This window comes from Vicinamibacterales bacterium (assembly GCA_035699745.1).
Lineage (GTDB): Bacteria > Acidobacteriota > Vicinamibacteria > Vicinamibacterales > 2-12-FULL-66-21 > JAICSD01.
This window is the reverse complement of record DASSPH010000021.1, coordinates 1-13,325: the sequence shown is the minus strand read 5'-3', so window position 1 is coordinate 13,325 and position 13,325 is coordinate 1. Positions and strand designations below refer to the sequence as shown.

9 protein-coding genes are annotated in these 13,325 nt (G+C 68.3%); 6 read left to right on the top strand and 3 right to left on the bottom strand.

The features are described from left to right. Nucleotides 1–7: 7 nt before the first annotated feature. A complete protein-coding gene (locus VFK57_04010) occupies nt 8–904 on the bottom strand; it encodes a ThuA domain-containing protein (GenBank protein ID HET7694848.1) in 897 nt (298 codons plus the stop codon). Nucleotides 905–1,103: 199 nt separating this feature from the next. Beyond that, a complete protein-coding gene (locus tag VFK57_04005) occupies nt 1,104–4,328 on the bottom strand; it encodes a carboxypeptidase regulatory-like domain-containing protein (protein HET7694847.1) in 3,225 nt (1,074 codons plus the stop codon). Nucleotides 4,329–4,488: 160 nt separating this feature from the next. Here VFK57_04005 and VFK57_04000 point away from each other — a divergent pair, with 160 nt between their 5' ends. The 6 genes from VFK57_04000 to VFK57_03975 are packed head-to-tail and all read left to right on the top strand — an operon-like array spanning nt 4,489 to nt 12,670. Next, nucleotides 4,489–5,283, top strand: a complete 795-nt coding sequence (locus tag VFK57_04000) for a citryl-CoA lyase (protein ID HET7694846.1) — start codon at nt 4,489–4,491, stop codon at nt 5,281–5,283. Nucleotide 5,284: 1 nt separating this feature from the next. Next, nucleotides 5,285–6,685 (top strand): aldehyde dehydrogenase family protein, encoded by a 1,401-nt coding sequence (locus tag VFK57_03995; GenBank protein ID HET7694845.1) that lies wholly within the window; start codon nt 5,285–5,287, stop codon nt 6,683–6,685. A 17-nt stretch (nt 6,686–6,702) separates the two neighbouring features. After that, nucleotides 6,703–8,472 (top strand): thiamine pyrophosphate-binding protein, encoded by a 1,770-nt coding sequence (locus VFK57_03990; GenBank protein ID HET7694844.1) that lies wholly within the window; start codon nt 6,703–6,705, stop codon nt 8,470–8,472. Between the two features lie 39 nt (nt 8,473–8,511). After that, nucleotides 8,512–9,822 (top strand): MFS transporter, encoded by a 1,311-nt coding sequence (locus VFK57_03985; protein ID HET7694843.1) that lies wholly within the window; start codon nt 8,512–8,514, stop codon nt 9,820–9,822. Nucleotides 9,823–9,831: 9 nt separating this feature from the next. After that, complete coding sequence (locus tag VFK57_03980; GenBank protein ID HET7694842.1) at nt 9,832–11,745, top strand: tetratricopeptide repeat protein; 1,914 nt, start codon at nt 9,832–9,834, stop codon at nt 11,743–11,745. Between the two features lies 1 nt (nt 11,746). Then, nucleotides 11,747–12,670 (top strand): hypothetical protein, encoded by a 924-nt coding sequence (locus tag VFK57_03975; GenBank protein HET7694841.1) that lies wholly within the window; start codon nt 11,747–11,749, stop codon nt 12,668–12,670. 43 nt (nt 12,671–12,713) lie between these two features. Here VFK57_03975 and VFK57_03970 read toward each other — a convergent pair. Further along, nucleotides 12,714–13,325, bottom strand: a 612-nt coding sequence (locus tag VFK57_03970; protein HET7694840.1) for a hypothetical protein, incomplete at its 5' end; no start/stop codon positions are given.

The window sequence follows — 13,325 nt, the reverse complement described above, 5'->3', positions numbered from 1 at the left end:
CAAGAGTTTACTTCGGGAGCGGATGCGGCGACGGCGTCCCCTCGGTGAGCCCCAGCGCCCAGCGGATCGCTTCGAAATACATCTGCTGCACGTTGCGGATGTCCCAGGTCTCCGCCGCGTGCGCGAACGACCCGTAGAACACGCGCCCCTTGCCGTACATCTTCGCCCACGCGAGCGGATAGTCTCCGTTCAGGCGCAGATTGGGATTCGGCGGCACGTTCGAGAGGTCGAGCCGCAGCAGCACGTCGACCTTCTCGCGCGAGAGATTCTTCGGCTGGTAGAACTCGTCCGAGAACGGAAACGTCGCCGGGAAGTGCCTCGTCGCCGGAAAGGCCGGACCTTCGTTGACGATGGTGCCGGGGCCGACGATGGGGTGCTGATCGAACTGGCCGCCGAGCATCTCGCCGAACTCGGGCCAGGACTCGAGGGCCGTCAGCCCGACGTGGGCGGCGACGAATCCCTTCCCGCCGCGAACGAACTCCAGCAGCTCCGCCTTCTGCGGCTCCTCCAGCGGCACTTCGCGGTGCCCCATGAAGAAGATGGCGTCGACGTTCCCGAGGTTGGGCCCGCCGCTCGCCGGCGATCCATCGGTCTTCTTCGGAGCCCTGGAGATGATGGCGGAGTCGGTCCGGATGAAGGTGTCCCACTGGCCCGACTCGTAGCCCAAACGCTCGATCACCGACAAGGCATGGCCGATCGACTCGTGCTGCGCCTGGCCGTTGCGGGTGTCGGCCCATGCGAGCAGACGCTTGCGCTGCGGCCCCACCGGCCCGCGTCCGCGCCCTTGTCCGCGCCCCTGCCCCGCCGCGGTTTGCTGTTGATTCGCGGGAGGCGGCGTCGGCGGCGCCTGCGCCTGTGCGAACGACAGGGCGCCGGCCATGAGTCCTACCAGGATTCGGGTCATGAGATTAGCGTAGCGGCAAACGGAGGTTACGGAGGGAACGGTTTTTACAAAACGGAGCAACGGAGGCAACGGAGGAGAACGGAGGCTGGTAGTTTTTGCCAAAAAACCAATTCGCCTCCGTTCACCTCCGTTGCCTCCGTTGCTCCGTTCTGTAAAAAACCGTTCCCTCCGTCCCCTCCGTTCTGCAGCGAAGCCCTTTCTAAAAATCGAACTTCAGCGCGAACTGCATGATCCGCGGCTGTCCGGCGGTGAGGATGCGGCCGAAGTTCGTGCTGTTGAGCGCCGAGGTCGGGTTGTTGAAGTTCGCCTTGTTCAGCACGTTGAACACTTCCCAGCGGAACTGCAGGCCGCGATCCGCGACGCGGAACGTCCGCGTCAGCGCCAGGTCGTTCTGGAACTGCGACGGTCCGACGAAGGCATTCGGCTTGAGCGTGCTGTAGGTGCCCTGCGCCGGCGGGGCGAAGGCGCTGTTGTTGAGATAGTTGCTCACCGACTTGTCGCCGAATACGTTCTCCAGCAGCTGCACGGCGCGCTGGCCGCCCAGTCCCGACAGGGCGTTGTCGACGCCGGTCGTCACGCTGAACCGGCTGCCGCTCTGCCAGCGCAGCAGCGGAGCGATCTGCCAGTCGCCGAGGATGGCGTTGGTGACCGCGTTGGCGAACTTCGGCATCCGCGCCACCAGCGAGACGTTGAGCACGTGCCGCCGGTCCGAATCGCAGTAGGAGTAGTCGAGATCCGGATTGGTCGGGTCGGTAATCGTCGGACCGGTGATCTCCGTCGTCGCCGGATCGCTCATGCACTTCGAGAGCGTGTAGTTGGTCAGCGCGCTGAGACCGCTGCGCAGCCGGCGCTGCGCCGACAGCAGCATCCCGTGATACGTCGCTTCGCCGGTGTCATCGAGCTGGCCGATCGTGCCGTAGAACGCGCCGAACGCCGGGTTCTTGAGCACCAGCCGGCGGCGCGCGTTGGTGGTGCCGGTGGTCGCGCCCGGCGAGTAGACCGCGTAGTTCAACTCGGTCGCTCTCCAGAGATGGCTGGAATGGTTGCCGAGATAGCTGCCGGTCAGGAGCCAGTCGCCGACCTGGCGCTGCGCGCCGACGTTCCACTGCTGCAGCGACGTCGGCTCGGTGTCCAGCGGCGCGTTGACGTAGACGCCGGCGGTCGGAAACGCCTGCGTCTTCCAGCCGGTGGCGAGCGCCGGGAAGGGATTGCCGCCCGGATAGGTCAGATACGGATTGGCGAAGCCGCCGGCCGGACTGGTCAGCGTGATCTGCGCGCCCCACGGCGGATTGTTCGCGAAGCGCGTGTTGAAGAACAGGTGCGGGGTGTCGTAGAAGCGTCCCCAGCCGCCGCGGATCGCGGTCTTCTCGTTCACCTGCCAGACGATGCCGGCGCGGGGGGCGAACTGATTCAGCTTGTTGTTCATCGCCGCGGTGCCCGGGAATCCCGGATCGCCCGGGAAGTACAGCCCCGGGGGGGCCTGCGGATAGACCTGGCTGCGGATCCCGGCGTCGAACCGCGCTTCGTCGAAGTTGCTGACGTAGCCGAGCGAGTTCTTGATCGCGAGGTAGGGCTCCCAGCGCAGCCCGACGTTCACCGTCAGGTTGGGCCGCGGCCGCCACTCGTCCTGCACGTAGGCGCCGATGTAGCCGTTCTCGTCGAAGTCGTAGACCGGATTCCCCTGCACGAAGTTGCTGACCCGCCCCAGCAGGAAATCGGCGAGCCCCAGCCCGGCCACCTGGCCGTTGAAGGTGAACTGTCCGTTGGTCGGACGGTTGTTCACCGTCTCGATCTTCGTCCGGATCCAGTTGCCGCCGAAGGACAGCTGATGCCGCCCGCGGACGAGGTCGATGTCGTTGGCGAGCTGGACGCTGTCGGAGTTGAAGTAGCCGGGATTGGTGCCGCCGGTGCCGATGTTGAAGCCGTTGGTGACGCTCACGCCCATGTAGCCGGGCTGCGGGCTGTAGACCGCGCTCCCGAGATCCGCCGGCGAGAAGTACTCGGGCATCGGCCGATCGTTGATGGTCTTGTTGTAGGTGACGTGGAACGCGTTGATGAACGTCGGCGACAGCACCCAGTTGTGCCCGGCGACGACCGAGTGCACCTGGTTGTTCTGCCCGGTGCGGCTCAGCGTCAGCGCGTTCTTGCCGTCGTAGGTCGCCGGGTTGTCGTAGACCGCGTAGAGATAGCGCGCGAAGACTCCCTGGTTGGCGTTGACGGTGTAGTCGGTCCGCGCCAGCGTCTGGTGCTCGGTGTTGTTGTTGGGAATGCCGTACTGCAGCCGCCCGCAGGGATCCGTCGACACCGGCACGTGCTCGAGGAAGCGCAGCGCGATGGGGCTGAACAGCGCCGGATCGATGCGGTTGTTGACGAATCCCGCCGCCGCCGACAGCGTCCGCGGCGTGCAGCCCGCCCCCGCCACTTCCGTGAAGTCGCCGGCGAGCATCTTCGCCGTGGGCACGAAGCTCACCGTGGTCGGCGGGTTGCTCTTCTCGACGCGTCCCTGGTAGCCGGCGAAGAAGAACATCCGGTCGCGCAGCACCGGGCCGCCGAAGGTGCCGCCGAACTGGTTGCGCTTCAGGCTGTCCCGGGTCGGCGCGAAGAAATTGCGGGCATTGAAGTGGTAGTCGCGGATGAACTCGAACACGTTGCCGCGATACGAATTCGTCCCCGACTTGGTGACCAGGTTGACCGCCGACGCGGCGTGGTGGCCGTAGCGCGCCGGCAGCGAGCTCGTCTCGACCTTGAATTCCTGCAACGCGTCCGGAAACGGCGTCGGCAGGTTCAGGTTGTTGAACGGGTCGTTGTGCGTGCCGCCGTCCATGATATAGGTGATGCCGTTCGCCTGGCCGCCCGCGACCGAGATGGTCACCGTCGGATAGTTCTTGTTGGTGTTGAGATCGCCGGACGGCGCCGTCGTCGCCAGCCCCGAGAGGAAGATCAATTCGGTCGCCTGGCGGCCGTTCAGCGGGATCTCGGTGACCTGCTGGTTGTCGATGACCTGCCCGACGCCGGTGGATCGCGTTTCCACGGTGGCGGTCTCCGCCGTCACCGTCACCTGCTCGCCGACGTTGCCGACCGTCAGGGTGACGTCGATCGTCGGGTTGGTGTTGACCTGGAGGACGATGTTCTCCTGTACGTAGGCGTTGAAGCCCTGCAGGGTCACCCTGAGCCGGTACGGCCCGACGGGAAGGTTGGGAAACACGTACGACCCGTCGGGACCGGTGAAGACCGTGCGCGGCGTGCCGGTGTCCGTCTTGGTGATGGTGACCTCGACGCCCGGCAGCACGCCGCCGCTCGAGTCACGCACGACGCCGGAGACCTGCGATCCGGCGACCGCCTGCGCCCAGCCCGCGCGGGCGCCGGCGACACAGACGAGCGCCGCGCCGACGGCCCCAATGATCAATGTCCGCCACAACGACATGTCGACAACCTCCAGTTGTTCCCGAGGTATGCCTGCGCCGGATGGCAGGCATGACGCAGGGGGACGGTAGCACCCTCGCCGTCCGCGTGCCATGCCGTTACGGTGGCGATACCGTTACAAACTCGTACTGATGATATGACCGGTATAATCGGAGGCCTTCATGGAACCGTGGCGGACGGCAATCGCAACCTCTGACGCGACAAACATTTGGATCCGGGGGCACGCCGTCACCACCCTGATGACGGGGGCGACCTTCACCGACGCCATCATGCTGCTCCACCTGGGCCGGCTGCCTACCCCGGGGGAGCGCCGGCTGCTCGACGCGCTGCTGATTGGCGTCGCCGACCACGGCGCCGGCGCCCCGTCCTGCGCGACGGCGCGGCTGGCCGCGTCCGGGAACCGGTCGTCGATCTCGTCGGCGGTCGCGGCCGGCATCCTCGCCATCGGCGACGACCACGGCGGCGCCGGGTCGAATACGATGCAGCTCATCGCCGACGGCCTGCGCGCCGCGACAGCCGAGGGGCGCACGCCGGAGCAGGCGGCGAAGGACACGGTCGATCGAGCGATCGCCGGGAAGAAGCGGCTCCCGGGACTCGGCCACCGGGTCCACACGACCGATCCGCGCGTCAAGGTGCTGTTCGACATGGCGCGCGCCGAAGGTGTGGCCGGCGACGGGGTGGCGTTCATGGAGGCGCTCGAAGCGGAGGCGCGGGCGCGGATCAAGCCGCTGCCGATGAACATCGACGGCGCCCTCGCCGCGATCCTCCACGACATGGGCTTCGCGCCGCCGGCGGGGCGCTTCCTCTTCATCGTCGGCCGCGTCGCCGGGCTGACCGCGGAAGTGGCGGAAGAATACGAGCGCGAGCGGCCGATGCGGATCAAGGTCCCGGTCGAATACGACGGCCCGCCGCTCGCGTCGCCTGCGCCGCGAACGAACGACGCCCCCGGGACATAAGATGGCTCGCACGATTACCGCAGAAGAGATCGACGTCGTCACCGAGCTGGTCGGGCGGGCGCGGGCCGCGATGCGCGCCGTCGAGCACTACGATCAGGCGACGGTGGATCGCATCTGCCGCGCGGTCGCCTGGGCCGGCGGCAACGAGGCGACGGCCACCCGGCTGGCGAACATGAGCGTCGACGAGAGCGGCATGGGCCGCCGCGAGCCGACCCGGCGGGCCAAGGTCCAGGGCATCCTGCGCGACGCGCTGCGCCAGAAGAGCATGGGGATCATCGAAGAGGATCCCGTCCGCGGCATCGTGAAGTATGCGAAGCCTGCCGGCGTGATCGCGGCGCTGATTCCGGTGACCAGCCCCTATGTCACTCCCGTGGGCATCGCCATCTACGCGATCAAATGCAAGGACGCGGTGATCTTCTCGCCCCATCCGTCCAGCCGCAGGACCACCATCGAGACCGTGCGCATCATGCGCGCCGCGCTGCACCGGCTCGGCGTGCCCGACGACGTGCTCCAGGTCGTCGAGCGGCCGAGCATTCCGCTGGCCAACGAGCTGATGGCCCAATGCGACCTGACGATCGCCACCGGCGGGCCCGCCATGGTCCGCGCCGCGTACGGATCCGGCAAGCCGGCCTACGGCGTCGGCGCCGGCAACGCCACCATGGTGATCGACGAGACCGCGGACGTCGAGGAAGCGGCGCGCAACACGCGGATCAGCAAGACCAACGACAACGGCTCGGGCTGCTCGGCGGACGGCAACCTCCTCGTCGATTCGCGGATCCATGACGCGTTCCTCGACCAGCTGCAGAAGGAGGGCGGCTATCTGGTCGGCGACGACGAGAAGCGGAGGCTGCAGGCCGCGTACTGGGACGCGGAGGGGCGCCGCACCGCCGACACGATCGCGCGCGGCGCGGACGTCGTCGCCGCGAAGGCCGGCATCGATCTGCCGGCCGGCAAGACCTTCTTCATCGTCCCCGAGCGGCTGATCGGGAAGGGGCATCCGTTCTCGACCGAGAAGCTCGGCGTGGTGCTGTCGATCTTCGAGTATCACGGCTGGGACATGGCGCTCGACATGGTCCGCCGGATCTTCGAGACCGGCGGGCGCGGCCATTCCTGCGGCATCTACTCGTTCGACGACGAGCACATCCATCAGCTCGCCATGACGGCGCCGGTCAGCCGGATCATGGTGCGGCAGGTCCAGTCCAGCTCGAATGCCGGCACCTTCACCAACGGCATGCCGATGACGTCGAGCATGGGCTGCGGCGTCTGGGGCGGCAACATCACCAACGAGAACATCTCGCTGAAGCACTACATGAACGTCACGTGGGTGAGCCGTCCGATCGCGGAGGACCGCCCGTCCGAACAGGAGCTGTTCGGAGAGTTCTACAACTCGGAAGTCTTCTGAACCCCGCGGGGCACACCATGAGCACAGCCATCCACGTCATCCCGGAGCCGCTGCCGACGACGACGGAAACGCGCATCGCGGCCTATCTGCTCGCCGACTACCTGGAGCGGCTGGGCGTCGAAGTGGTGTTCGGGCTCACGGGGCACACCGTGATCGGCATGCTGGACGCGCTGGGCCGGAGCCGGATCCGCTACGTCAGCACGCGGCACGAGCAGGTGGCGGCGCACGCCGCGGACGGCTACGCCCGCGCCGCCGGCAAACCGGGCGTCCTGCTGACTCATCTCGGGCCCGGGCTGACCAACGCCGCCACCGGCGTCGCCAACGCGGCGCTCGATTCGATCCCGATGGTCGTGATCGCCGGCGACGTGCAGTCGTACTTCCACGGCCGGCATCCGCACCAGGAAGTGAACCTGCATCAGGACGCCGATCAGTACCAGATCTACCGCCCGTTCTGTAAGCGCGTGTACCGCGTCGAGCAGGCGCGCGATCTGCCGCGCATCGTCGAGCGCGCCTTCCACCTGGCGCAGACGGGGCGCCCGGGCCCGGTGCTGGTGGACGTGCCAATGGACGTGTTCTCGAGCAGCCTGCCGGTGGACGCGTTCGCCAAGGTCCCCGCCGAGATTGCGCGCCCGTCGATCGATCCGGCGACCGCGGAGCGCATCGTCGCGGCGCTCGCGGAGGCCGAGCGTCCGGTGTTGTATGCCGGCGGCGGCGTGCTGTCGGCGCGCGCCTCCGCCGAGCTCGCCGCGCTCGCCGAGGCGCTGGAGCTGCCCATCGCCCACTCGTTGATGGGCAAGGGGGTCGTCCGCGAAGACCACCCGCTGCTGCTCGGCATGACCGGGTTCTGGGGCACGCCGATCGCCAACGAGAAGTGCCGCACCGCGGATCTGATCCTGGCGATCGGGACGCGGTTCGCCGAGGCGAACTCCAGTTCGTGGGACCCGCGCTTCACGTTCAGCATCCCGCCGGCGCGGCTCATACACATCGACGCGGATGTCGCCGAGATCGGACGCAACTTCCCCACCGAGCTGGGCGTCGTGGCCGACGCGAAGCTGGCGCTCGCCGCGCTGGGCGAGGCCGCCAGGGGAGTCAAGCACCGGAACCGCGGCTCGCTGCGGCTGGACATCGCCCAGGGGCGCCGGGCGTTTGCCGCGAACTGGGCCGACCAGTACAGCTCGGCGCAGTTTCCGATGCGGCCGGAGCGCATCCTCAGCGAGCTGCGCAAGGCGGTGCCCGAGGACGGCTACATCGTCACCGACGTCGGCTGGAACAAGAACGGCGTCGGGCAGCAGTTCCCCATCACCGTGCCGGGCACGTTCATCACGCCGAGCGGTCTGGCGACCATGGGATTCGGTCCCGCGGCGGCGCTGGGGGTGAAGCTCGCGCAGCCGGACCGCGCCGTGGTGGCGCTCGTCGGCGACGGCGCGTTCGGCAGCAATCCGTCGGTCGTCGCCACCGCGATGGAGGCGGGGCTCGGCGTCGTCTGGCTGGTGATGGACAACGCCGCGTTCGGCACCATCGCCGGACTCACCAACATGCATTACGGATGGGAGTTCGGCTGCCTGTTCGAAGCCGACGGCGCGCGCTATCGCACCGACTTCGCGCAGATCGCGAAGGGCTACGGTGCCGACGGCGTGTTCATCCGCTCGGCCGACGAGCTCGGACCCGCGCTGGCCTCGGCGCTCGCCTCCGGGCGTCCGACGGTGATCCAGGCGCCGATGGAAAACGCCCCGACGCCGACGCCGGGGCACTGGGATATCAACTGCGTTTACCGGAAGGGCAGCTGACAGGTCGCTGAAGAGCGCGAGCCGAGCGGCGAATGCCGAATGACTGATGTCACACCGTTGGTCGAGGTGGAGAAACGGACCAGCGTCCGCTGGGTGCCCATCCTCGCGCTCGTCGCGATCGGCACGGCGATCAACTATCTCGATCGAACGGTGCTGAGCGTTGCCGCCCCGCATCTGTCGAGGGATCTGGGGCTCACGCCGACGCAGATGGGGCTGGTGTTCTCCGCGTTTTCCTGGAGCTATGCCTTCCTGCAGATTCCCGGCGGCATCTTCCTCGACAAGTTCGGCACGCGGTTCACCTATTTCATCTCGATCGGGCTGTGGTCGTTCTTCACCGGGCTGATGGGGGTGGTGAGCTCGCTGGCCGGCCTGGTGCTGACGCGCATCGGCATCGGCATCTTCGAAGCGCCGTGCTTCCCGGCGAACAGCCGCGTGCTGGCGACCTGGTTTCCGCAGCACGAGCGGGCGCGCGCCAACTCCGTCTACTCGGTGGGCATGAACTTCGGGCTCGGCTTTCTCAGCGTGCCGCTGTTCTGGATCACGCAGCAGTTCGGCTGGCGCGGCCTCTTCCTCATCGTCGGCAGCATCGGCATCGTGTTCGCGTTCGTGTGGTGGGCGCTCTACCGCAATCCCAGCGAGCACAAGACCGTGAACCAGGCGGAGCTCGACTACATCGAGGCGGGCGGCGGCGGCGAGTACAAAGGGCAGCCTGTCGTCTTCAGGTGGCGGCACATCGCGGCGCTGCTCAAGCACCGCCAGGTGGTCGGCGCGTCGATCGGCCAGTTCGGCGGCAACTCGACGCTGGTCTTCTTCCTGACCTGGTTTCCTACGTATCTGGTCACCGCGCGCGGCATGACGTTCATCAAGGCCGGGTTCATGACCTCGGTGCCGTACATCGCGGCGGCGATCGGCGTCGTGCTCGGCGGCATGGTGTCGGACACGATCCTCAAGCGCACCGGGTCGGCGAATCTGGCGCGCAAGCTGCCCATCGTCTCGGGCATGCTGCTGGCGTCGACCATCATCCTCGCCAACTACGTTCCGGCCGACAACAACGCGCTGGTGATCGTGATCATGTCGATCGCGTTCTTCGGCCAGGGAATGACGAACCTCGGGTGGACGGTGGTCTCGGACATCGCCCCGAAGAAGCTGATCGGCCTGACCGGAGGGCTGTTCAACTTCACGACCAACCTTGCCGGCATCGTGACGCCGATCGTCGTCGGCGCCGCGTATCAGGCGACCGGCTCGTTCTTCGGCCCGCTGGCCTACATCGCCGTTGTCGCGCTGATGGGCGCGCTGGCCTACAGCGTGATCCTCGGCGACATTCACCGTCTCGACGTCGAGACCGACTAGCCGTCTCTCATGTCGAAGTACCGGACGGAACCGGCGGGCGAACGAGGGCGCAGCGGAGCGCGGCCGCCCCGCGAGCGGCCGGCCAGAGGCGCGCGGCGGGACGACGGCGCTGGCCCGAACATCATCCCGATCAGGACCGCGGCGCTGCCGGCGCAGGTGACGTCCGAGCCCGATTCCGGCGGCCGCCAGCCGCACCTCGACAGCGGCGCGACTGTCCCGAGCAAGGTCGAGGGGCACCTCGAGCGCGTGCTGACCAGCGTCACGTTCCGTCAGGTCGATCGCCTCAAGCGGTTCCTCAACTTCATCGTCTCCGAGTCGCTCGCCGGCCGCGGCGATCAGCTGAAGGAATACGTCATCGGCGTGCAGGTGTTCGACAAGGACTCGTCGTTCGATCCGCGCGCCGACCCGATCGTCCGCGTGCAGGCGCGGCGGCTGCGGGCGCGGCTGGTGCGCTACTACCGGGAGGAAGGGGGCGCCGACGCGATCCTGATCGAGCTGCCGAAGGGCGGTTACGCGCCGGTCTTCAAGCATCGCGATGCGTCGGGCGGCGGGCGGCGATCGATGTCGCCGACCCTCGCCGGCCAGAACACCATCGCCGTCCAGCCGCTGGCGGACCAGAGCCCGGCGCACGATCTGGCGTACTTCTGCGACGGCCTGCGTCTGGAGATCATCCACAGCCTGGCCAAGCTCGAAGCGCTCCGCGTGCTGGCCATCCAGCCGAGCGATCCGCCGACGCACGCGGCGATGGTGCTCACCGGCGGCGTTCGACGCTCCGGCGACCGCGTCCGGGCGACGGTGCACCTGGTCGACACGGCGACCGCGTCGTACCTGTGGTCGGAGTCGGTGGATGCGCCGCTCGGCGATCCCTTCGCGGCGCAGGAGCTCGTCGCCGACGCGGTGGTCAAGAAGCTCGAGCCGCGGCTGCTCGACGCGGGGCAGCGCCGCGGCGCCCGGCGTCCGGCGGAGAACCTGGCGGCACGCAACCTGTACCTGCAGGGGCGGTATCACCTGAACCAGCGCACCGACGAGGGGCTCCACAAGGCGCTCGACTTCTTCGAGAAGGCGATCGTCGAGGACGCGCAGTTCGCGCTGGCCCACAGCGGCCTGGCGGACGCGCATTCGCTGCTGGCGCACTACGGCGTCCGGCCGCCGTCGCTGGTCTGGGCGCAGGCGGCGTCGAGCGCGGCGTCCGCGGTGATGCTCGACGGCACGTGCGCCGAAGGGCGGACGTCGCTCGCCCACGTCAAGGCGACGCAGGACTGGGACTGGCACGGCGCCGAACGCGAGTTCCAGCGGGCGATCTCCTTCGACCCGCGCTACGCCACCGCGCATCACTGGTACGCGATGTCCTGCCTCGTGCCGCTCGGACGGCTGGACGAGGCGCTGGAGGAGATGCGCATCGCACAGTCGCTCGATCCCGTGTCGTCGATCGTCGCCCGCGACCTGGCGCTGATCCACGCCTACCGGCGGGACTACGAAGCGGCGCTCGAACAGTGCGACCACACCATCGAGCTGAACCCGCACTTCTCCCCCGCCTACTGGGCGCTCGGCGTGATCCAGGAGCAGCGCAAGGATCTCGACGAGGCGATCGCGGCGTTCCAGCGCGCCATCGATCTGTCGCCGCACAGCCCGCGCATGCTGGCCGGCCTCGCCCGCGCGATGGCGCTGGCCGGCCGCAAGCCGCTGGCGCTGACCTCGCTGCGCAGGCTGGAGGCGATCGCGGCGCAGCGCTACGTCTCGCCGATCGAATTCGCCGCCGTGCGCTTCGCGCTCGGCCAGCCGGAACTGGGGTTCACGTGGCTCGACCGGAGCTGCGAAGACCGCGCCTTCGACGTCCTCGCGCTGAAGGTCGACCCGCGGTTCGAGGCGGAGCGGCACCACCCGCGCATGCAGGCCATCCTCCGTCACGTCGGGCTGGCCTGACGTGCGCACGCTGCCCGGCGTGCTCACCGCCGTGACGCTGGCGGCCGCGAGCGGGATCGTTCTGCTGATTGCCGCCGCCACGATCCCGGTCCACGCGCAGTCCACTCGCAAGACGATCTACGTGACGGCGCGCGGCGCCGACGGCGCGCCGCTGGCGGGGCTGACCGCCGGCGACATCGTCATCCGCGAACGCGGCCGCGTCCGGCCGATCATCCGCGTCGAGCCGTCGCGCGCCTCGCTGCAGGTCGCGGTGGCGGTGGAGGAGCGGCTCGCGCCGGACGACGACGTCCGACGCGCGGTCGCGAACTTCTTCGATCACGTCTACCAGGCCGGGACGGTGGCGTTGTACACCGTCGGCAAGCGATCGGAGCGGCGCATCGACTACACCGCCGAGATCGTGCCGTTCGCCCGCGCCATCAACGGCCTGCCGCCGCGCAGCGTCGAGCCCGGCGACATCGTCCAGGCGGTGCTCGAGATTGCCCGCGACCAGCGGTCGCGCGAGGGGCGCCGGGCGATCGTCGTGCTGTGCACCGACGGAGCGCAGCCGAGCACGGTGACGGTCGAAGGCGTGCTGGAACAACTGCGGGCCGGGTCGAGCGTGCTGTATGCCGCGACGCTGGCGGGATGGAACACCTCGACGATCCCCGCGGGCTCGACCTCCGGCGGCCGCAAGCTCGATCTCGAAGGACAAATCAGCGGGCTCGATCGGGATCGGATGTACACCGAGGGGACGCGCCAGTCGGGCGGCATCCACGTGTCGTTTCAGCGCACCGGCGGCATGTTCGCGGCGCTGGAGCGCATCGCCGAGGAATTGACCCGGCAGTTCGTGGTGTCGTACGACGCGGATCCGCTGTCGGACGGCGGCATCGAGGTCGAAGCCGGCCGCGCCGGCCTCACCGTGCGAGGACCGACCCGAACGAAGTAGCCGACAGCTGGAAGCCGGAAGCTGGAAGCCGAGACCTACCGCGTCAGAAAATCTCCGACCCGTAGAACTCGCCGAGGATCTCCCGCTCGTCCGGCTTGTCTTCCGGGATCGGGCGGCTCACCCACGTCGTGTTCATGTAGTGCTTGACGCTGAGATTCTCGCTGGTGATGTTGCCGCCCCAGGTGCCGCACCCGAGGCTCGCCGTCTGCGGCATGCCGTTGGTGAACGACCCGGCGTTGCCGCGCACGTTCGGCTGCCGCACCATGATGCGGCTGACCGGCGCCATCGACGCCAGCCGGTGAATGTGTTCGTCGTCGAACGAGGCGATCCCGACCGAGTGCCCTTTGCCGCCGACCTCGAAGATCCGCGACACCATCGACAGCGCCTCGTCGAAGCCGCTGTACTTGAAGATGGCCAGCACCGGCGACAGCTTCTCCCCCGAGAAGCGGTGCGCCTTCCCGATCTGATCTTCCTTGACGATGATGAAGCTCTTGCCCTCGGGGAGCTGAACACCGGCCTTCGCGGCGATCACGCCGGCGGCGCGCGCGACGGTCTCGATCCGGCGATGCCCCTCGGCGTCCCACATCACCGCCTCGAGCTTGCGCTTCTCGTCGGCAGTGGCGAGATAGCCGCCCTCGGCCTGCAGCGCCTCGAG